Source organism: Bradyrhizobium huanghuaihaiense, from assembly GCF_025200885.1.
GTDB classification, from domain to species: Bacteria; Pseudomonadota; Alphaproteobacteria; order Rhizobiales; family Xanthobacteraceae; genus Bradyrhizobium; species Bradyrhizobium huanghuaihaiense.
On record NZ_CP104172.1, the window covers coordinates 2,734,984 to 2,754,163 of the forward strand.

Sequence of the window (19,180 nt, forward strand, 5' to 3'; positions counted from 1 at the left end):
TCTTAAGAACCGACACTGGCTGCACCTTCTTGAGCGTTGGACGGCATTGCGCGACCGTGCCTTCCTCCTACATGATCGCGGGAACTCGAGGGGAGGGGACCATGCGATCCGTCGTCATCACCGGCGCATCCACCGGCATCGGCTGGGCCGTTGCAAAGTATCTGATCGGGCGCGGCTATCGTGTCTTCGGCAGCGTCCGTAAGCAGGCCGACGCCGACCGGCTTCAGGGGGAGTTCGGTGCGAACTTCACCCCGCTCCTGTTTGACGTCACCGACGAAGCCGCAGTCCTCGCTGCTGCGCGAAAAGTCCGCGAGGTGCTGGTCGGGGAGACGCTGGCCGGCCTCGTCAACAATGCCGGCATCGCGGTCGCCGGTCCCGTGCTCGAATTGTCGGCCGATGATTTCCGCCGCCAGATGGACATCAACGTTATCGGGCCTGTGATCGCGACACAGGCGTTCGGGCCGCTGCTCGGCGCCGATCCCTCGCTGAAGGGGCCGAAGGGCCGGATCGTGATGATCAGCTCGGTCGCAGGCAAGAACGGCAACCCGCTGTCGGCGCCTTACTGCACCTCCAAGCACGCCGTCGAGGGCTTGTCGGAAAGCCTGCGCCGCGAGCTGATGCTGTTCGGCATCGACGTCATCATCGTCGCCCCCGGCGCGGTCAAGACGCCGATCTGGAGCAAGGCCGAAGAGATCGATCTCACCGTTTACAAGAACTCGCCCTATCTGCCGGCGCTGAACAAGGTGATGGCCTTCATGATGGAGCTTGGCGCCAAGGGCCTGCCGGCCGAGCACATCGCCGAGATCGTGTTCGAGGCGCTGACGGCGGCGAGCCCCAAGGTGCGCTACCAGATCACGCCGGATCCGCTGCGTCACCTGATCGGCGCCGTGCTGCCGAAGCGGACGGTCGATCGCATCATCGCCAAGCGGCTCGGGCTGCTGCCGCAGGGGTGACCGACGTTCAGCTCGCCTCCGCCGTCCGTCCGCGCGGATGGGCGGCCATCGCGATCAGCCGCAACGCCATCACGATGAGCAGCGGAATGAGGAAGGCGGCGTAAAGCGGCATCGCCGGCACACGCTTGCCGAACGACACCATGAACTGGAGCCAGAGGTAATAGCCGCCCACAAGGTGCGGCGCGCGAAAGGCGCGCGGCCCGAGCAGCGCGGCGGTGCGGTCGAACGAGGTCGCGCTCATGGCGACGATGAAGGCATAGCCGATGCCGCCGAAGATGTAGGAGGCCGCCGAGGTGGCCTCGGCAAAGCCGGCTGGATCCATCCTGGCGAAGGCGACGATGGCAGCCGCATGGATGGTGTGCGAGGCGGCGAAGCTGAGGCCGAGATAGCGGCGGTTGCGGCGCTGCCAGCGCGTCCAGGCATTCGGCCACAGCCGCGCCAGCGCCGCGGCGCTGAAGGCGAGGCAGAACAGCGTGAGCGAGCTTCGCGCCGTGAAGCGGATCACCATCCGCACGCCCTCGACGTCGAAGTGCCGCATCGCCGCGATCCACAGGCTGAGCGCGATCAGGCTCACGACGAGCGCGGCCAGCAGCCGCCAGCCTTCCAGCCAGCCTTGACGTTGCGACATGACGATCTCCCTCTTTATGTAATCATTGATTACATTTGGGGATCGCCCATCCGTCAATGGTGTAATCGCTGCTTACATTCACGATGGGGTGATGCTAGAAGGCGCCATGTCCGCCCGTCCGACCTCCAAGCCGCGCGCACACCGCCAGATATCTGAAGCCCGGCCCTATCACCACGGGGACCTCCGTCGTGTGTTGATCGACGCTGCGTTGCAGCTCGCATCGGAAGGCGCCGAAGTCTCGGTACGTGAGGCCGCGCGCCGGGCTGCGGTGTCCCCGGGAGCGCCGTTCCGACACTTCCCCAACCGCGATGCGCTGATGGCAGCCGCGGCCGGGGAGGCGCAGCGGCGCTTCCGGACCGAGATCGAGGCGGCGCTGGCCGAGGCTCCGGCCGCCGACCCGCTTCTGCGCTTCCGCGCCTTTGGCCTCGCCTATTTGCGCTGGGCGATGCGCAACCCCGCGCATTTCGAGATCATCTCGACGGGGCGTTACTTCGCCCATGGCAGCTCGGCGGAGCTGACGCGTGACAATGCCGAGCTGATCGCGCTGACGGAGCAGATGCTGGCTGACGCGGCCGCGCAGGGCCTGCTGCGGTCGGCCGACCTCAAGCGCATCCAGATCGCCGGCCGCGCCCTGGTCTACGGTTTCGCGCGGATGAACCTCGACGGCCATTTTCCGCGCTGGGGCGTCGAGGAGGGGGAGATCGAGCGGATGGCGGAAGCGGTGATCGACCTGTTCATCGCGGGGATCGCGAAGCGCTGAGGGATAAGGCGGACGGCGCTTCGCCACCCACCACCATTAAGCGAAGGTCGGACCGCGGCGCACGTTGCCTGTTCTTGACTGTTCCGTTACAATTTTATGACACGGTGCAGGTTTCCGGCTGCGCCGGACGCCCTAGCCGTCTTGGGACCGGCCAGACGGCTTTGCATACCCGCGCCGGACCAGAGTTGCGTGTCGTCGATGGCGTCCGCGCCGAATCCAGGTCCTTCTGCCACAACCGCCGTGCTGGCGAGCGTCGTTGCGCTCGGCATCTGGCGGCTGCTCGCGGTCGCAGCGCCGCATCTGGCCGCGCTCGCACTGATGTACGAGACCGAGACCGATTTCGGCTCGCGCCTGTCCTTCGCTCTCGCCTGGGGCATCCTCAACTTCTTCTGGATCACGCTGCTGCGTCGGCCGGCGCTGTCGGGCGCGCTGTCGCTGACCATGGTCGTCGTGCTGGTGCTGTTGTCGCGGCTCAAGCACGACGTCGTACAGATGACGGTCAACTTCATCGACCTGATGATGATCGACCGCGACACGGTCGCCTTCCTGTTCACGATCTTCCCGAACTTGCGCTGGTCGGTGATCCTGGCCGGCCTCGTCACGCTGCCGCTGATGTATGCGCTGTGGTGGCTCGATCCGTTCCGCATCCGTCGCCTGCCGGCGTTCACCTGCAAGCTCGCCTGCCTTGCCGCCCTGGTCGGCTATTCGCTCTATCATCCGGACGAGGCCTGGCGCGGCTATTACGACGACGGCTATCTCTCGAAGTTCTTTCGCTCGGGCGTCACCGCCGTTTCAGACTTCGCGCAGTACGGCTTCATGGAGTCGGCGGCGTCGACCAACGAGCGGCTCAACATGCCGCTGGTCGATGCCTGCCATCCTGCCGGCCGCCGGCCGAACATCATCATGATCCATGATGAATCCAGCTTCGACATCCGTGCCGCGCAGGGCATCAAGGTGCCGTCGCGCTATGGCGATCATTTCAAGTCGTGGGACGGCAAGCAGCGCACCTTCCTTGCCGAGAGCAATGGCGGCCCGAGCTGGTTCACCGAGTACAACGTGCTCGCAGGGCTCTCCTCGCGCTCGTTCGGCCGCTTCGCCTATTTCGTGACGCGCATCGCAACAGGCCGTGTCGAGCGCGGCCTGCCGCTGGCGCTGCGCCGCTGCGGCTACGACACGATGTCGCTCTATCCCGCCTATGGCGGCTTCATGGGCGCGCGCAGCTTCCAGATGACGACCGGCATCGAGCGCTTCCTCGACTCGAAAGACCTCGGCGCGAAGGATGTCGAGCCCGACAGCTTCTTCTACGACAAGGCGCTTCAGCTGATGGGCCAGCAGCCGCCGAACAAGCCGCTGTTCACCTTCATCTATCTCGGTGCCAATCATTTCCCCTGGGAGACGCGCTTCCGCCCGGACCTGCTGCCGAACTGGCGCGCGCCGGGCAATGTGGCGTCCATCGACGAATATCTGCGCCGGCAGGCGATGAGCGCCGAGCAGTACAAGGCGTTCGTCGCGGGGCTGAAGAAGAATTTTCCCGGCGAGCCCTTCCTGATCGTGCGCTATGGCGATCATCAGCCCGAATTTGCGCCGAACCTGCTCGAGCCCGGGCTCGACGAGGGCGCGATCGGCAAGAAGCTCGACGCCTACGATCCGCGCCTCTACGCGACCTATTACGCGATCGACGCCGTCAATTTCGAGCCGGTGAAAAGCGATGCCGTGATGGACACGATCGACGGCCCCTACCTGCCGCTGGTGATCCAGGAAGCCGCCGGCATCCCGCTTGACCCGTCCTTCGCCGAGCAGAAGGCGATCATGCTCCGCTGCAAGGGCCTCTTCTACGGTTGCAAGGACGGCGCCGAGGCGCGGCGGCTGAACCGGCTGCTGATCAACGCGGGAATGATCCGGGGATTGTAGTTTTTTGTCACCGTCATCCTTGTAAGTCACGACTCACTGGATCGGATAGAGTGTCCGATGCGGTAACGGACGGGAGACCGCTTCATCCAAGGGCCTTGAAGCCCGTTCCTCAGCGCGGCGCCCCGTCCGTTGTTCCATTGAACCCGAACAGTCGCGGGGGCCGCCTGGCGAGCCCGGTTGCGCAAGGATGGGTGCAGATGGACGCGATCTATGTTGGCATTGATGTGTCGAAGGACCGGCTGGACGTGCATGTCCGTCCGATCGGAGAAGTGTTTGCCGTAGCGCGCGATGGCAAGGGCCTGGAAGAACTTGTTGCGCGCCTTCTGAGCTGTTCGCCGACGCTGGTTGGGGTGGAGGCGACGGGAGGCTTCGAGACCGTCGTCGCCGCGGCACTGGCCGGCGCCCAGCTGCCGCTGGTGGTGATCAATCCGGCCCAGATCCGGCATTTCGCACAGGCCATCGGTCAGCGCGCCAAATCGGATCCGATCGATGCGGCAGTGATCGCAAGGTTCGTCGAGGCGGTGAAGCCGGCCTTGCGCCCCGTCCCGGATCAGCAGGCGCGGCTGCTGGCCGAGTTGGTCGCTCGCCGACGGCAGATCATTGAGATGATCGTCGCCGAACGCCAGCGCGAGCAACGGGTTGAGAACGTCCGCATCCGCAAGGGCCTTGCTCGCCACATCAAGCTGCTCGAGAAGGAACTGCCGGATATCGACAACGACATCGACACACTGGTGCGCGGTTCGCCGGTCTGGCGGGACAAGGAGGATTTGCTGATCAGCTTTCCCGGTGTTGGCAACACACTCGCGCGCACCCTCCTTGCCGAAGTCCCCGAGCTTGGCGCGCTCAATCGGCGCCAGATCGCAAGCCTCGCCGGACTTGCCCCGTTCGTCCGCCAGTCCGGCCGATGGAAGGGCAGGAGCAAGATCGGCGGAGGCCGATCCGCCCTGCGGGCGGCCCTCTACATGGCCGCTCTTTCGGCGATCCGGTGCCATCCGCAGCTCAAGGTCTTCTATCGCCGCCTGGTCAGCGCCGGTAAGCCGAAAATGGTCGCCCTCATCGCCGTTGCCCGCAAGCTCCTGACCACCCTCAACGCCATGCTCAGGGACCGAAAACCATGGCAAACCGCTTGACGAAGAACACAGTCGCTGAGGTGCCGGAGCGTAGCGGAGGCCTCGAAGGATGTACGGCCCGGCTGCATCGTGGCCGTTCATCCTTCGAGGCTCCGCGCGCACTGCTTCGCAGCGCACGCCTCGCGCCTCAGGATGACGGGGTGTGCAGCGGACCTACTGCTTAATCTTCTCCCACAGCCATTTCGCCACTGCATCCGGCGACGAGTTCGCGTCGTTGCCGCTGGCGCGCAAATTCGCTTCGCGCATGGTGGCGATGTCGATCTTGCCGAGCAGCGGCTGGAGGGCGGCGTGCAGCCGCTCGTCGCCGGCGCGCTTCGGGGCCAGCAGCAGGATGGCGTCATAGGGCGGGATCGCGTGCTTGGGATCGTCGAGCGTGACGAGCTCGTATTTGGCGATCAAACCGTCGCTGGTGTAGCCGGCGATGACGTCGACCTCGCCGCTGGCGACCGCCGCATACATGAAGTCCGGCTGCATCTGGCGCTGGGCGCGGAACTGCAGCCCATAGGCCTTTTGCAGTGCCGCCCATTCGGGACGCGAGAAGAATTCGTAGTCGCCGGCAATCGACAGCGTCGCGGCATGCGCGGTGAGGTCGGCGATGGTACGGATGCCGAGCGCCTCGGCGCGTTTCCTCGGCATCACCAGCGCATAGGCATTCTCGAAGCCGAGCTCGCCGAGCAGGGTGATGTTGTCCTTGGCGAGCGCCGTCTTCAATTCCGCCACCAGTTCTGCGCGCGGCTTGATGTCGGTGCGATGCAGCTGGTTGGCCCAGAGCGTGCCGGAATAGTCGACATAGAGATCGATGTCGCCCGCCTTCAGCGCCTCGAAGATCACGCTGGAGCCGAGGCCTGACCGCGCCGTGGCCGAGAGGCCGGCCGCCTGGAGGCGGTCCCTCATCAACGCCGACAGCACATATTGCTCGGCAAACGTCTTGGCCCCGACGACATAGCCTTGCGACGAGCGTCCCATGGTCGGCACCAGCGTTGCGGCGACCAGCGCGGCGATTCCGACTGCGCCGAGCCCGCTGCGCAAGCGGCTGCGGCGGCGCAGGCCGCTCTCGATCAGGCCGAGCAGCTGGTCGACCGCGAGCGCGAGCAGGGCCGAGGCAACGCAGCCGAACAGCACGAACACCCAGTTCTGGGTCTGGAGCCCGGCGAAGATGTAGTTGCCGAGGCTGGTCTGCCCGATCGGCGTCGAGAGCGTCGCGGTGCCGATCACCCACACCGCGGCGGTGCGGATGCCCGCCATCATCACCGGCAGCGCCAGCGGCAGCTCGACCATGACAAGCGATTGTCGCGCCGTCAGGCCGACGCCCTTGGCCGCCTCGATCAGCGCGGGATCGATGCCGTTGAGGCCGGTGATGCCGTTGCGCAGCACCGGCAGCATCGAATAGAGCGCCAGCGCCAGCATCGCCGGCAGGAAACCGAACGCCGAGAAGGAAACGCCGAACCAGGCGAGCGTGACCGAGGCCGCAAGGAGCAGCAGCGGATAGAACAGCGCGAGCAGCGCGAGCCCGGGCACGGTTTGCACGATGCTGGCGAGTGCGAGCAGGATGCCGCGCGGCGCCGGACGGTTGCGTGTCAGGATCGCCAGCGGCAGGCTGACGGCAAGCCCAAGCGCCAGCGCGGCAAGGCTCACCCGCACATGGTTGCCGAGATAATCAGGCAGATGCGACAGCGCCTCGCCCCAGCGCGGATCGGTGAAGAGGCTCATGCCGCACCGCTCTGCGGCAGCAGTGCATTCAGCCGCTCGACCTGGCGCCGCGGCGTGCGCAGCAGCTCCAGCACATAAGCATCGCTGCTGCGCGAGAGCTCTGCGGGCGTGCCCTGCGCCAGCACATTTCCGCCGCGCATCACCGCGATCCGATCGGCGAGCAGGATCGCCTCGGTCATGTCGTGCGTGATCATGACGGTGGTCAGGCCGAGCCTGCGGTGAAGCGTGCGATAGTCGTCACCGAGAGTATCGCGGGTGAGGGGATCGAGCGCGCCGAACGGCTCGTCCATCAGCACGATGCGGGGTTTTGCAGCGAGCGCGCGCGCCACGCCGACGCGCTGGCGCTGGCCGCCGGAGAGTGTCTCGGGCAGACGGTCGCGATGCGATGCGCGGTCGAGCTGCACGAGCTCCAGCAACTCGTCGACGCGCGTTGCGATAGTCGTTGCCGGCTCGCCCAGCAGCTTTGGCGTGATGCCGATATTGTCGGCGACGCTTAAGTGAGGAAACAGCCCGCCACTCTGGAAGACGTAGCCGATCCGGCGCCGCAGCGCGACCGGATCGACATTCCGCACGTCCTCGCCCTCGACCGTGATGGTGCCGCTATCGGCCTCGATCAGCCGGTTGGCGAGCCGCAGCAGCGTGGTCTTGCCCGAGCCGGAGCCGCCCACGACGGCCAGAAACTCGCCCTCCGCAATGTCGAGCGACACATCGTCCACAGCCCTAAGGGAGCCGAAGCTCTTGGTGGCTGTTTGGTAGCTGATCGCCAACTTGGAAGACATCGCGGTGGGCTCGCTCTTACCCTCCCCTGGAGGGGGAGGGTCGGCTCACATTGAGCGCAGCGAAATGTGAGACGGGGTGGGGTGATCTCTCAACACGGGTAGTGTTGGACGTGGAGAGACCGTCACCCCACCCCGGTTCGCATTCCGCTTCGCTTCATGCGCACCGACCCTCCCCCTCCAGGGGAGGGTGAAGGGGATGACGGACCCCATGCGTAGCACGCTTGGCGGCTTGATTGAACTTGGCCGCGCGAGAGGCTAAGGCATCGGCCTGAGTTCGGAGGAAACACATGACAACGCCCACGGCAGTGGCGCTGGAAGATGCCAAGGTCGCGTTCCGGCTGGGGGACGGCCGGGTCTATACGGCGGTGGAGAAGGCGCATCTTGCGGTCGCGCAGGGCGAGTTCGTCGCCATCGTCGGCCCGACCGGCTGCGGGAAATCGACGCTGCTCAATGTCGCCGCGGGCCTGCTCAAGCCGGCCGCCGGCAGCGTCAGGATATTCGACCAGCCGCTGGCGGGGCTGAACCGGGAGGCCGGCTATTTGTTCCAGGCCGACGCGCTGTTCCCCTGGAAGACCGCGCTCGACAACGTCGCGATCGGGCTCGAGATCAAGGGCACGCCGCGCAGCGAGTCGCTGCCGCAGGCCCGGAAATGGCTGACCTCCGTGGGCCTCGGCGCCTTCGCGAACCGCTATCCGCACATGCTCTCCGGCGGCCAGCGCAAGCGCGTGGCTCTGGCGCAGGTGCTGATCCGCGATCCAAAAATCCTGCTGATGGACGAGCCGTTCGGGCCGCTCGATGCGCAGACGCGGCAGGTCATGGGCAATCTGCTGCTCGACTTGTGGAACGCCGATCGCAAGGCGGTGCTGTTCGTGACCCACGATCTGGAAGAGGCGATCGCACTCGCCGACCGCGTGGTGATCATGTCGGCGGGGCCGTCCTCGCGCATCATCGGCGACTGGCGCGTCAGCTTGCCGCGCCCGCGCGACATCTTCGAGGTGCGCCTCGACAAGGAGTTCCATGCGCTCCATCGCGAGATCTGGGGCATGCTGAAGGACGAGGTGATGAAGGGCTACGCGCAGTCCACTCACGCGGCGGAGGCGGTCTGATGTCTCGTCCGACGCTGTTTGCGCTGCAGGTCCTGGTCGCGGTCGTGTGCATCGTGCTGTGGCAGGTGCTGTCGACCGTCCCCGTGTTCGGCAAGATCCTGCTGCCGCCGTTCTTCTTCTCCAATCCGCTCGACGTGTTCAGCCAGATCGTGAAATGGTTCGCCTCCGGCGTGATCTGGAAGCATCTCGGCATCACGCTGGCGGAATCGATCCTCGCCTTCGTGATCGGATCGCTCGGCGGCGTGCTGGTCGGCTTCTGGTTTGCGCGCCAGCCGGTGGTCGCGGCGGTGTTCGACCCCTACGTCAAGATGGTCAACGCGCTGCCGCGCGTGGTGCTGGCGCCGATCTTCGCGCTGTGGCTCGGGCTCGGCATCTGGTCGAAGGTCGCGCTCGGCGTGACCTTGGTGTTCTTCATCGTCTTCTTCAACGTCTATCAGGGCGTCAAGGAAGTCAGCCGCACCGTGCTCGACAACGGCCGCATGCTCGGCATGAGCGAGCGGCAATTGATGCAGCACGTCTATTGGCCGTCGGCGCTGTCGTGGATGTTCTCCTCGCTGCACACCTCGGTCGGCTTCGCCGTGGTCGGCGCCGTCGTCGGCGAATATCTGGGATCGGCCGCAGGCCTCGGCTATTTGATCCAGCAGGCCGAAGGCGTGTTCGACGTCGCCGGCGTGTTCGCCGGCATGTTCGTGCTGTCGGCTTTCGTCATCCTGATCGACTACGGCGTGACGCTGGTCGAGCGGCGCCTTTTGGTGTGGCGGCCGACGGCGGCGGATGGGCGCGGCTAGGCGCGAGGTGGGGCCCGCATCGGCGCGAGCCCCGATCGCGGAGGCTCAATCCAGCAGCTTGGTATCGTCGGGCGCCTGCGGCGGCGTCTTGATGGCGATCGCCTTGACCTGGCCGCTGACCGGTTTGGTGCCGCCGTGCGGCGTGCCCTTCGGAATGATGACGAGGTCGCCCGGCTTGACCGTGACCTCCTTGTCGCCGAGCCAGATCGTCCCGGTCCCGTCCAGGATGTACTGGATCTCGTTAGTGTTGGGATGCATATGCTTGGGCACGTTTCCGACCTGGATCGAGATGGTGGCGCCGTCGGCGCTCGCGAACATCTTTGAGCGGAAGCCGACGGCGTTGGCGGGGCCGAGCGCATCGCCCTCCATCTCGCCGGTGTGGATGAGCTGTGCAGTGATGTTCTCGGCGGCCAGCGCCGGCCGGAGCAACTGGTTCGCGCCGCACCCGGCGGCAAAGGCGGCGGCGAGCGACAGCCCGGCAACAAGGCGATTCATGGATCATTCTCCCCATCAGGAATTGTTCTTGTTCAGCCATGCTATTGCGCCGAAGGGCGGATGGCCAGCCCACTTAGGCAGTGCTTCTCAAGCCAGTCCCGCTGCTCTATGGTGCCGCCGGCCGAACGGAGGAAACCAATGAAGAACACGATTGCCAGGCTCGCCGGCGCGCTGCTTGCGCTGACGCTCACCACCTCGCTTGCCGCAGCCCAAAGCAAGGTCACCGTCGCGGTCGGCGGTGGGGCCTGCCTGTGCTATCTGCCGACGGTGCTGGCCAAGCAGCTCGGCGAGTACGAGAAGGCCGGCCTCAATGTCGAGCTGGTCGACCTCAAGGGCGGCTCGGACGCGCTCAAGGCCGTGCTCGGCGGCAGCGCCGACGTCGTCTCCGGCTATTTCGACCATTGCGTCAACCTCGCCGCCAAGAAGCAGGAGCTGCAGGCCTTCGTGGTCTATGACCGCTATCCCGGCCTCGTGCTGGTGGTCGCGCCCTCGCGCACCAATGACATCAAGTCGGTCAAGGATCTCGCCGGCAAGAAGGTCGGCGTCAGTGCGCCCGGCTCCTCCACCGACTTCTTCCTCAAATATATGCTGAAGAAGAACGGGCTCGATCCCACCAGCGCGGCCGTGATCGGCGTCGGCCTCGGCGCCACCGCGGTCGCCGCGATGGAGCAGGGGCAGATCGATGCGGCCGTGATGCTCGATCCCTCAGTGACCGTGCTCCAGGGCAGCCACAAGGATCTGCGCATCCTCAGCGACACGCGCACCCAGAAGGATACGCTCGAGACGTTTGGCGGCGAATATCCTGGTGGCGCGCTGTATTCGACGGTGGCCTGGGTCAATGGCCACGAGAAGGAGACGCAGGCGCTGACCAATGCGATCCTGGCGACGCTCGCCTGGATCCATTCGCACTCGCCCGAGGAGATCATGGCGAAGATGCCGGAGGAGATGGTCGGCAAGAACAAGGACCTCTATCTCGCCGCGCTGAAGAACACGATTCCCATGTTCTCCGAGACCGGCAAGATGGACCCGAAGGGTGCCGACGCGGTGCTTGCGGTGTTCAGCGTCGGTTCGCCCGAGGTGGCGAACGCCAAGATCGACGTCAGCAAGACCTTCACCAACAAATACGTCGACCAGGCCAAGAAGACCACGGGGAGCGCCAAATAGCTGACGCGAAGGCGTGGTACCAGGTGTCATGACGTCACCGGTCATTCATCGCGTCACGACGCTTGATCTTGCCGTGCGGCCGATCGTTTGGCCGTTCGCGGAGGAACGGCGCGCCGAGATCGCGGCGCATTTCGCCGAGAAGCAGCGTGAGCGGCCGAAGATCTGGAACGGCCGCGTCCTGCTCGGGCGCGATGCCGTGTTCAGCGACGGTCATCTTGCCGCGACCTATTTCGAGACCGATTTCGCAAGCTTCCTCGCCTGGCGCGACTGGGGCTTTCCCGACAAGGCCGTGTTCAACGGTTTTGGCATGGGCGCGTTGCGCGCCTCCGACGGCGCGTTTGTCATGGGCGAGATGGCGCCCCACACCGCCAATGCGGGCCGCATCTATTTCCCCTCGGGCACGCCGGATCTCGACGACGTCAGGGACGGCACGCTCGACATTCCCGGCAGCGTCGTCCGCGAACTCGGCGAGGAGACCGGCCTGACCGTAGCCGACTACCGGGTCGAGCCGGGCTGGCATTGCGTCGTCACCGGTCCCTCGATTGCAATGCTGCAGGTCATCAACCTGGATGTGCCGGGCGATGTTGCCCGCGCCCGGATCGAGGCCAATCTTGCACGCGAGACCGAGCCGGAACTGTCGGCCATTCATCTCGTGCGCGGAATGAGCGATCTCACGCCGGCCATGCCGCGATTTGTCACGGCCTTCGTCGAGCAGCAGCTCGCCTCGCGCTGAGCGCGAGGCTTGACATCGCCGCGCGCAGCCCATGTGATGGGCAAAAAAGCAAAAGCAAGAAGAATGCAATGCACAATCGTCCAGGGAGGTTTAGATGCGCCTGCGCATGGCTGCCCGCTTGGTACGTGGGCTGTTGGTCGCGATATCAGCGACGGGCTTGGCAGTGTCCGCCCATGCTCAAGAGAAAAAGATCAAGATCGGCGTCGTTTTCGACCTGACCGGGCCTCTCGCGGGCGGCGGCTCCGAGCTGAACTATGTCGGCACCAAGATCATCCTCGACCATTTCGCCAAGTCCGGCGTCGAGGGCTACAAGATCGAGGCGGTCTACGCCGACGCACAGAGCAAGCCCGACATCGCCATCAATGAATCCGTCCGCCTGCTCGAGCAGGAGAAGGTCGACATGGTGCTCGGCTTCTTCTCCTCGGCGCAATGCGTGCCGGTGGCGGCCCGTGTCGAGCAGCTCAAGAAGTTCATGTGGATGACGACCTGCATCTCGTCGGCCGTGTTCAACGAGAAGGGCTACAAATACGTCTTCCGCCCGCAGGCGAGCGGCGACCAGTTCGGCATGATGACGATGGATTTCATCGCGCAGAATGCCAGCGCGAAGCTCGGCAAGGAGCCGAAGGACCTGCGGGTCGCCATCATCCACGAGGACGGCGCCTATGGTGTCGATGTCTCCAAGGGCAACGAGGCCGGCGCGAAGAAGGCCGGCTTCAACGTCGTGCTGAAGGAAGGCTATTCGGCCACCGCGCCGGATCTGTCGGCGCTGGTGACCAAGCTGAAGCGCGCCAAGCCCGATGTGATCTTCCACACCGGTTATAATCCAGACATCACCTTGCTGCTGCGCCAGGCCCGCGAGCAGGGCCTGAAATTCGCTGCGTTGATGGGGCATGGCGCCGGCTACGGCGTGTATGAGAAGCTGAAGGAGGGCATGGGCGCGGACGCGACCTACATCTTCAACGCCGATCCGATCTCGATCTGGCTCTCCAATCAGAAGACCATGGATCCCAAACTTCCGCCCGTCATCAAGATGGTCGGCGAGGAGTTCGACAGGATCAAGCCAGGGGTCGCCATCCGCTCGGCACACGTCGGCATCGGCGCGTCCAACACCTATGTGTTTATGAGCGACGTGCTGCCGCGCGCGATCAAGAAATATGGTGGGGTGGATCCCGACGCGCTGCGCAAGGCTGCGCTCGACACCGACATCCCCGAAGGCGGCACCATGCTCGGCTTCGGCGTCAAGTTCTACGGCGAGGGCACGCCGATGGCGGGCCAGAACGAGCGCTCGTTCCCGGTCGTGATCCAGTATCTCGACGACAAGTCCCACGTGGTGTGGCCCAAGAGCCAGGCGCAGCGCGAGGCCGTGCTGCCGCTGCCCAAGGGCACCACCTACAGCAACCAGTAGCGGAGTGCTCCGGTGTTGGAAGTCAGCGGGCTGGTGAAGCGGTTTGGCGGCTTCACCGCCGTGAACAACGTGTCGTTCAGGGTCGACCAGGGCGAGATCCTCGGCCTGATCGGCCCCAACGGCTCGGGCAAGAGCACGATCTTCAACATGCTCTCCGGCACGCTGGCCCCGACCTCCGGCTCGATCCTGTTTGCCGGCCACGAGATCGCGGGCCTTGCGCCGCACCGGATCATCAATGGCGGCATCGGGCGGACCTTCCAGATTCCGCGGCCATTCCGTCGCCTCTCCATTTTCGAGAACGTCGCGCTCGCCGGTTTCTACGGCCAGGGCCGCCACAGCCGCGTCAAGGCCGAGGAGGCGGCCGAGCGTGCGCTGGCGATGGTCGGCCTGCCGACCGATCGCCATGCCAGCGTCGATGGCCTCGGCGCTGCGGGGCTGAAGAAGCTCGAGCTTGCGAAGGCGCTCGCCACCTCGCCAAAGCTGCTGCTCGCCGACGAGAGTCTCGGCGGCCTCGACGAGGCCGAGATGGACCAGGCCGCCGACATGCTGCGCAACATCCGCGACGAGCTCGGCATCACCATCATCTGGGTCGAGCACATCATGGGCGTCCTGATGCGCGTCGTCGACCGCGTCATGGTGCTCGATCACGGCGAGAAGATCTCGGAAGGCCTGCCGAGCGCGGTCGCCGGCGACCCGCGTGTCATCGAGGTCTATCTCGGCACCGATGCCGAGACCACGCAGGCCGCGGCCGCCGAAGCGCGCCGCCGCGCGGGAGGCCAATGATGCTGGAGCTTCGCGGCGTCAATGCCGGCTACGGCACCTTCCAGGCGCTGTTCGACGTCAATCTCGACGTGAAGGCCGGCGAGGCGGTCGGCGTCATCGGCCCCAACGGCGCCGGCAAGACCACGTTGATGCGCGTCATCTCCGGCCTGATCCGTCCCTCGCGCGGATCGATCACGATGGAAGGCGTCGATGTCGTCGCGACACCGCCGCACAAGATCGTCAGCCTCGGCATTGCGCATGTGCCGGAGAACCGGCGGCTGTTTCCGCAACTCACGGTCGACGACAATCTCAAGATGGGCGCCTTCATGAAGGAGGCGCGGGGCCATTATGCCGAGCGGCTGGAGGTGGTGTTCGACCTGTTCCCGCGCCTGAAGGAGCGCCGCCACCAGATGGCCGGCACCATGTCCGGAGGCGAGCAGCAGATGTGCGCGATCGGCCGCGCGATGATGTCCAATCCAAAGCTGCTGCTGCTCGACGAGCCGTCGGCCGGACTTGCGCCGGTCGTGGTGCAGCAGGTGTTCGAGCTGGTGAAGCGGATCCGCGCCAGCGGGCTGACGGTGCTGATCGTCGAGCAGAACGTGCAGCAGGTGCTGAAGGTGGTCGACCGCGCCTATCTGATCGAGGCGGGCACGATCCGGGCGTCCGGCACTTCGGCCGAGATGCTGGCGAGCGACACGGTCAAGGAAGCTTATCTCGGGGTGTGATGGGCATGCAGGCGTTCCTGGACATTTTCGATATCTATCTGCTCGAGGCCGTCATCAACGGCATCCTGCTCGGCGGCGTGCTGGCGCTGCTCGCGCTCGGGCTCAATTTGATCTTCGGCGTCATCGACGTGACCTGGATCTGCTACGCCGAGCTGGTGATGATCGGCATGTACGCCATGTATTTCATGGTGCAGTATTACGGCGTCAGCTATTTCGTTTCCGCCCCGCTCACAATCCTGCTGGTCGCCGTGCTCGGCGCGGCGCTGCACTACCTCGTGATCGCGCCGCTGCTCACAGCACCTCCGATCAACCAGCTGCTGGCGACCGGCGGCGTGCTGTTCGTGCTGCAGAGCTTTGCCACCGTCGCCTTCGGCATCGACTTCCGCAATCTCGGCATCCGCCTGCCGGTGCTCGCCTTCGGCGACATGAATTTCAGCTACGCGCGGCTGCTGTCGTTCGTGGCCGCGCTGGTCGGCATGGTCGCGGTCTATCTGTTCATGACGCGCACCTTCACCGGCACCGCGATCCGCGCCATCTCGCAGGACCGGCAGATCATGGCGCTGATGGGCGTCGACACGAAGCGCATCTATCTCATCACCTCCGCGCTCGGCGGCGCACTCGCCGGCCTCGCCGCCTGCCTCCTGGTGCTGCAATACGACGTGCATCCCTTCGTCGGCCTCTCCTTCGGGCCGATCACCTTCCTGATCTGCGTGCTCGGGGGCCTTGGCAATTTCATCGGCGGCTTCATCGCGGCCTTCCTCTTCGCCGAGATCATCTCGCTCGGCGGCCTGTTCTCCGACCTCGAATGGGGCTATGTGCTCGCCTTCGCCTTCTTCATCGTCATGATGTTCATCCGGCCCGCGGGCCTGCTTGCGAGGCGCCGATGACGGGGCAGGGACGTCTTGCGGCTTGGGGGATCGGGCTGGCGGCGCTGGTCGCGCTGCCCTTCGTCTATCGCGATCCCTATCATCTGCACATCCTGGTGCTGATCCTGATCTGGTCGTTCGCCTATACGTCGTGGTCGATGATGGGGCGGTTCGGCCTGGTCTCGCTCGGGCATGGCGGCTTCATGGGCATCGGCGCCTACGTCACCGCGCTGTTGTGGAATCATCTGGGACTGTCGCCCTGGATCGGCATTCCCATCAGCATGGCGGCGGCCGGCGCGCTGGCGATGATCGTCGGCTATCCCTGCTTCCGCTTCCGCATCACCGGGCATTATTTCGTGCTGGTGACGCTGGCGCTGTCGGGCATCGTGCTTCAGGTCATCACGGCGACGCGCGACTACACCGGCGGCTCGCTCGGCTACACCCCGAACCGCGCGTCCGGCAACAAGCTGCTGGCGCTGCAATTCGACGACAAGATCACCTGGTACCTGATTGCGCTTGCGGTCTGGCTGTTCGGCATCGTGGTCTGGCACTGGGTCGACCGCAGCATGGCCCGCTATGCGCTGGAGGCGATCTCGGAGGACGAGGACGCCGCGGCCGCGGCCGGCGTCGACGTCACCGCCGAGAAGCTGAAGATCACGCTGCTCAGCGCGCTGATGACGGCGCTCGCCGGTGCGATCTACTGCCAGTACCAGATGTTCATCACCCCCGACACGGTCAGCGGCATCGCGGTGTCGCTGCAGATGGTGTTCGCGGCGATCGTCGGCGGCCTGTTCGTCTCGCTCGGCCCGACTGTCGGCGCCATCATCACCATCCTCCTGGCGGAAACCTTGCGCATCGGCTTCGGCACCAAGGCAGTCGGCTGGGACAACCTCGTCTACGGCGTGCTGCTCGTGCTCTTCATCATATTCCTTCCCAAGGGCATCCTTGGTAGCTTGCTCGACCGATTGAAGCCGCAACGCAAGGTATCCCGCGCTCATGAGCAAGAAGCCGTCCAAATCGCTCGCCCAGGAGCTTGACCGCTACATCACGCCATTCCGCTACGATGGCTCGGGCAAGTTTCACCTCAAGGCGCACAAGACGAACGAGAAGGGCGATCTCGACAAGGAGAAGGCGCAGGCGATTCTCGACGCCAACAAGAAGCGGCTGATCGAGTTCCAGGAGAAGCTCTACGCCCAGGACCGCTGGTCCGTGCTGATCGTGTTCCAGGCGATGGACGCCGGCGGCAAGGACAGTGCGATCAAGGCGATCTTCGAGGGCATCAACCCGCAGGGCTGCGAAGTCACGGCCTTCAAGGCGCCGAGCAGCAAGGAGCTCGACCACGATTTCCTCTGGCGTCACGTCGTTGCGCTGCCCGAGCGTGGCCATATCGGCATCTTCAACCGCTCGCACTACGAGGAATGCCTGGTGACGCGCGTGCATCCGGAGATCCTCGCCAAGGAGAAGTTGCCGCCAAAGGTCGTCACCAAGAACATCTGGAAGGAGCGGTTCGAGGACATCTCCGCCTTCGAGCGCTATCTCTGCCGCAACGGCACCGTGGTGCTGAAGTTCTTCCTCAACGTCTCCAAGGACGAGCAGCGCGAGCGCTTCCTCGACCGCCTGGAGGATCCGGCCAAGCAGTGGAAGTTCTCCATGGACGACATCAAGGAGCGCGCGCTGTGGCCGCGCTACCAGGCGGTCTACCAGGACATCGTCCGGCACACGGCGACCGCCCATGCGCCCTGGTACGTCGTTCCCGCCGATCACAAATGGTTCGCCCGCGTCGTGATCGGCTCGGTGATCAATGCCGCGCTGGAAAAGCTCGACCTGCGCTTTCCCCGTGCCGACAAGGCCTCCCTCGTAGAGTTCGAGCAGGTGCGCAAGGCGCTGGAGAAAGAGGAGACGGGAGGCAGGAAGAAAGCAAAGTGACAGCCAACCGGACCGCCGACCGCAAGACCGTCAACTTCGCGCTCCAGGGCGGCGGCGCGCACGGCGCCTTCGTCTGGGGCGTGCTCGACCAGGTGCTCGAGGATGGCAGGCTCGCGATCGAGGCGATCAGCGCGACCAGCGCCGGGGCCATGAATGCGGTCGCGATGGCCTCCGGCATGGCGCACGGAGGCGCGGACGCCGCGCGGGAGAGCCTGCACGCATTCTGGTACGAAGTGTCGCGCATGGACATGGCGTACGATTTGATGTCGCCGGTGAACCAGTGGATCCAGGCCCTGAAGCTGCCGCCGGAATATCATCCGGTCCACGCCATCATCCACACGCTGACGCACACGCTGCCGCCGGGCCTGCTCAATCCCTTTCATTTCAATCCGCTCCGCGCGCTGCTGCAGCGCGTGGTCGATTTCGACCGGCTCAATTCCTCGCCCGACGCGCCGCAGCTGTTTCTCAATGCCACCAACGTCCGCAACGGCAAGATCAAGGTGTTCCAGAGCCCGCTGCTCACGGCGGAGACCGTGCTCGCCTCGGCCTGCCTGCCGCCCTATTTCCAGGCCGTCGAGATCGACGGCGAGCATTATTGGGATGGCGGCTATCTCGGCAATCCCGCGATCTATCCGTTGATCTACCGCAAGGGCAGCCACGACGTCATCATCGTGCAGGTCACGGCGATCAGGCGCAACGAGCTGCCGACCAGTGCGGCCGACGTCCTCCACCGCATCAACGAGATCAGCTTCAATTCGTCCCTGATGCGCGAGATGCGCGCGATCGCCTTCGCCACACGGCTGATCGACGATGGCGAGCTCGACAGCGACAAGCATAGCCGCATGTACATGCACTGGATCGGCAACGACCTGCTGATGTCGCAGCTCGGCACGGCCACGCAGTTCCACCCCGAATGGAGCCTGTTGTGCCGCCTGCGCGATGAGGGCCGCGATGCGGCGCGAAGCTGGCTGGCGTGTAACTTCGACCAGATCGGAAAGTCCTCGACGGTCGACCTGGCCGACATGTTTCTCTAGGCGGCTGATCGCCATCGACAAAAAAGTACGAAAACAACCCCATGCACAGTAGCCGGTGCCAGCGGAATCAATGGCTTGGCGGCTGGCTGTCGATGTTCGGATTTAGAGAAATGCGTTTTGACCCGTCGGGCAAAACAGGAGTATGTTGTCATCATCGCCGCGGACCGGGGCAGGGTGGGCAAAGCGACCCGTTCGCCGTCGCTCGTAGCCGCGATCTTTGATCTCGTAGGGTGGGCAAAGGCGCCCTTGCGCCGTGCCCACCATCTCTCCACGATCGCCGCTGGCGTGGTGGGCACGCAACGAGC

The 19,180-nt window shown here is 65.1% G+C and carries 19 protein-coding genes; 15 read left to right on the plus strand and 4 right to left on the minus strand.

Going from position 1 to position 19,180, the window contains the following annotated elements; all coding sequences use genetic code 11:
* Window positions 1-101: 101 nt before the first annotated feature.
* Window positions 102-953 (plus strand): SDR family oxidoreductase, encoded by an 852-nt coding sequence (locus N2603_RS12915; RefSeq protein ID WP_260389070.1) that lies wholly within the window; start codon window positions 102-104, stop codon window positions 951-953.
* 7 nt (window positions 954-960) lie between these two features.
* Here N2603_RS12915 and N2603_RS12920 read toward each other — a convergent pair whose 3' ends face one another.
* Window positions 961-1,581, minus strand: a complete 621-nt coding sequence (locus N2603_RS12920) for a hypothetical protein (RefSeq protein WP_260389071.1) — start codon at window positions 1,579-1,581, stop codon at window positions 961-963.
* A gap of 190 nt (window positions 1,582-1,771) precedes the next feature.
* Here N2603_RS12920 and N2603_RS12925 point away from each other — a divergent pair, with 190 nt between their 5' ends.
* From N2603_RS12925 to N2603_RS12935, 3 genes are all read left to right on the plus strand, one after another.
* Window positions 1,772-2,341 (plus strand): TetR/AcrR family transcriptional regulator, encoded by a 570-nt coding sequence (locus tag N2603_RS12925; protein WP_260424189.1) that lies wholly within the window; start codon window positions 1,772-1,774, stop codon window positions 2,339-2,341.
* A gap of 198 nt (window positions 2,342-2,539) precedes the next feature.
* Window positions 2,540-4,252, plus strand: a complete 1,713-nt coding sequence (locus tag N2603_RS12930) for a sulfatase-like hydrolase/transferase (protein ID WP_260389072.1) — start codon at window positions 2,540-2,542, stop codon at window positions 4,250-4,252.
* 197 nt (window positions 4,253-4,449) lie between these two features.
* Entirely contained in the window at window positions 4,450-5,382 is a 933-nt protein-coding gene (locus N2603_RS12935) for an IS110 family RNA-guided transposase (protein WP_260384990.1), read from the plus strand.
* Between the two features lie 153 nt (window positions 5,383-5,535).
* Here the strand turns inward: N2603_RS12935 and N2603_RS12940 are convergent, their stop codons facing one another.
* Window positions 5,536-7,092, minus strand: coding sequence for a glycine betaine ABC transporter substrate-binding protein (locus N2603_RS12940; protein ID WP_260389074.1), 1,557 nt, complete (start codon window positions 7,090-7,092; stop codon window positions 5,536-5,538).
* Entirely contained in the window at window positions 7,089-7,871 is a 783-nt protein-coding gene (locus tag N2603_RS12945; RefSeq protein WP_260389075.1) for an ATP-binding cassette domain-containing protein, read from the minus strand. Before N2603_RS12945 ends, N2603_RS12940 begins: the two co-directional genes overlap by 4 nt.
* Before the next feature lie 287 nt (window positions 7,872-8,158).
* Between N2603_RS12945 and N2603_RS12950 the strand changes: the two genes are divergently transcribed.
* A complete protein-coding gene (locus N2603_RS12950; protein WP_260389077.1) occupies window positions 8,159-8,977 on the plus strand; it encodes an ABC transporter ATP-binding protein in 819 nt (272 codons plus the stop codon).
* Window positions 8,977-9,765 carry an ABC transporter permease gene (locus tag N2603_RS12955; RefSeq protein ID WP_260389079.1) on the plus strand — a complete coding sequence of 263 codons (789 nt, stop codon included), beginning with the start codon at window positions 8,977-8,979 and terminating at the stop codon, window positions 9,763-9,765. Before N2603_RS12950 ends, N2603_RS12955 begins: the two co-directional genes overlap by 1 nt.
* 45 nt (window positions 9,766-9,810) lie before the next feature.
* Here N2603_RS12955 and N2603_RS12960 read toward each other — a convergent pair whose 3' ends face one another.
* The gene (locus tag N2603_RS12960) at window positions 9,811-10,260 is read right to left on the minus strand and encodes a cupin domain-containing protein (RefSeq protein ID WP_260389080.1); all 450 of its coding nucleotides are present in this window, start codon (window positions 10,258-10,260) and stop codon (window positions 9,811-9,813) included.
* A 138-nt stretch (window positions 10,261-10,398) separates the two neighbouring features.
* Here N2603_RS12960 and N2603_RS12965 point away from each other — a divergent pair, with 138 nt between their 5' ends.
* From N2603_RS12965 to N2603_RS13005, 9 genes are all read left to right on the plus strand, one after another.
* Window positions 10,399-11,424: an ABC transporter substrate-binding protein gene (locus tag N2603_RS12965; RefSeq protein ID WP_026311674.1), complete on the plus strand. Its 1,026-nt coding sequence runs from the start codon at window positions 10,399-10,401 to the stop codon at window positions 11,422-11,424.
* 28 nt (window positions 11,425-11,452) lie between these two features.
* Complete coding sequence (locus N2603_RS12970; protein ID WP_260389082.1) at window positions 11,453-12,157, plus strand: NUDIX hydrolase; 705 nt, start codon at window positions 11,453-11,455, stop codon at window positions 12,155-12,157.
* A 94-nt stretch (window positions 12,158-12,251) separates the two neighbouring features.
* The gene (locus N2603_RS12975) at window positions 12,252-13,562 is read left to right on the plus strand and encodes an ABC transporter substrate-binding protein (RefSeq protein ID WP_018640825.1); all 1,311 of its coding nucleotides are present in this window, start codon (window positions 12,252-12,254) and stop codon (window positions 13,560-13,562) included.
* A 12-nt stretch (window positions 13,563-13,574) separates the two neighbouring features.
* The gene (locus tag N2603_RS12980) at window positions 13,575-14,345 is read left to right on the plus strand and encodes an ABC transporter ATP-binding protein (protein ID WP_260389083.1); all 771 of its coding nucleotides are present in this window, start codon (window positions 13,575-13,577) and stop codon (window positions 14,343-14,345) included.
* The gene (locus N2603_RS12985) at window positions 14,345-15,049 is read left to right on the plus strand and encodes an ABC transporter ATP-binding protein (protein WP_260389084.1); all 705 of its coding nucleotides are present in this window, start codon (window positions 14,345-14,347) and stop codon (window positions 15,047-15,049) included. Before N2603_RS12980 ends, N2603_RS12985 begins: the two co-directional genes overlap by 1 nt.
* Before the next feature lie 5 nt (window positions 15,050-15,054).
* On the plus strand, window positions 15,055-15,936 hold the full coding sequence (locus tag N2603_RS12990) for a branched-chain amino acid ABC transporter permease (protein ID WP_026311672.1): 882 nt from the start codon (window positions 15,055-15,057) through the stop codon (window positions 15,934-15,936).
* Window positions 15,933-16,952 carry a branched-chain amino acid ABC transporter permease gene (locus N2603_RS12995; RefSeq protein ID WP_260389087.1) on the plus strand — a complete coding sequence of 340 codons (1,020 nt, stop codon included), beginning with the start codon at window positions 15,933-15,935 and terminating at the stop codon, window positions 16,950-16,952. The genes N2603_RS12990 and N2603_RS12995 overlap by 4 nt, the downstream gene beginning before the upstream one ends.
* A complete protein-coding gene (locus N2603_RS13000) occupies window positions 16,912-17,841 on the plus strand; it encodes a polyphosphate kinase 2 family protein (RefSeq protein WP_260389088.1) in 930 nt (309 codons plus the stop codon). Before N2603_RS12995 ends, N2603_RS13000 begins: the two co-directional genes overlap by 41 nt.
* Entirely contained in the window at window positions 17,838-18,875 is a 1,038-nt protein-coding gene (locus N2603_RS13005; protein WP_260389089.1) for a patatin-like phospholipase family protein, read from the plus strand. Before N2603_RS13000 ends, N2603_RS13005 begins: the two co-directional genes overlap by 4 nt.
* The last annotated feature ends 305 nt before the right edge of the window (window positions 18,876-19,180 follow it).

What these genes read in the sequence shown, in the direction of transcription:
- N2603_RS12975 (WP_018640825.1), top strand. Translation starts at nt 12,252, where the DNA reads ATGCGCCTGCGCATGGCTGCCCGCTTGGTACGTGGGCTGTTGGTCGCG.
- N2603_RS12995 (WP_260389087.1), top strand. Translation starts at nt 15,933, where the DNA reads ATGACGGGGCAGGGACGTCTTGCGGCTTGGGGGATCGGGCTGGCGGCG.
- N2603_RS12960 (WP_260389080.1), bottom strand. Translation starts at nt 10,260, where the DNA reads ATGAATCGCCTTGTTGCCGGGCTGTCGCTCGCCGCCGCCTTTGCCGCC.
- N2603_RS12955 (WP_260389079.1), top strand. Translation starts at nt 8,977, where the DNA reads ATGTCTCGTCCGACGCTGTTTGCGCTGCAGGTCCTGGTCGCGGTCGTG.
- N2603_RS12985 (WP_260389084.1), top strand. Translation starts at nt 14,345, where the DNA reads ATGCTGGAGCTTCGCGGCGTCAATGCCGGCTACGGCACCTTCCAGGCG.
- N2603_RS12935 (WP_260384990.1), top strand. Translation starts at nt 4,450, where the DNA reads ATGGACGCGATCTATGTTGGCATTGATGTGTCGAAGGACCGGCTGGAC.
- N2603_RS12920 (WP_260389071.1), bottom strand. Translation starts at nt 1,581, where the DNA reads ATGTCGCAACGTCAAGGCTGGCTGGAAGGCTGGCGGCTGCTGGCCGCG.
- N2603_RS12915 (WP_260389070.1), top strand. Translation starts at nt 102, where the DNA reads ATGCGATCCGTCGTCATCACCGGCGCATCCACCGGCATCGGCTGGGCC.
- N2603_RS12940 (WP_260389074.1), bottom strand. Translation starts at nt 7,092, where the DNA reads ATGAGCCTCTTCACCGATCCGCGCTGGGGCGAGGCGCTGTCGCATCTG.
- N2603_RS12965 (WP_026311674.1), top strand. Translation starts at nt 10,399, where the DNA reads ATGAAGAACACGATTGCCAGGCTCGCCGGCGCGCTGCTTGCGCTGACG.
- N2603_RS12945 (WP_260389075.1), bottom strand. Translation starts at nt 7,871, where the DNA reads ATGTCTTCCAAGTTGGCGATCAGCTACCAAACAGCCACCAAGAGCTTC.
- N2603_RS12930 (WP_260389072.1), top strand. Translation starts at nt 2,540, where the DNA reads ATGGCGTCCGCGCCGAATCCAGGTCCTTCTGCCACAACCGCCGTGCTG.
- N2603_RS12990 (WP_026311672.1), top strand. Translation starts at nt 15,055, where the DNA reads ATGCAGGCGTTCCTGGACATTTTCGATATCTATCTGCTCGAGGCCGTC.
- N2603_RS12970 (WP_260389082.1), top strand. Translation starts at nt 11,453, where the DNA reads ATGACGTCACCGGTCATTCATCGCGTCACGACGCTTGATCTTGCCGTG.
- N2603_RS13000 (WP_260389088.1), top strand. Translation starts at nt 16,912, where the DNA reads ATGAGCAAGAAGCCGTCCAAATCGCTCGCCCAGGAGCTTGACCGCTAC.
- N2603_RS12950 (WP_260389077.1), top strand. Translation starts at nt 8,159, where the DNA reads ATGACAACGCCCACGGCAGTGGCGCTGGAAGATGCCAAGGTCGCGTTC.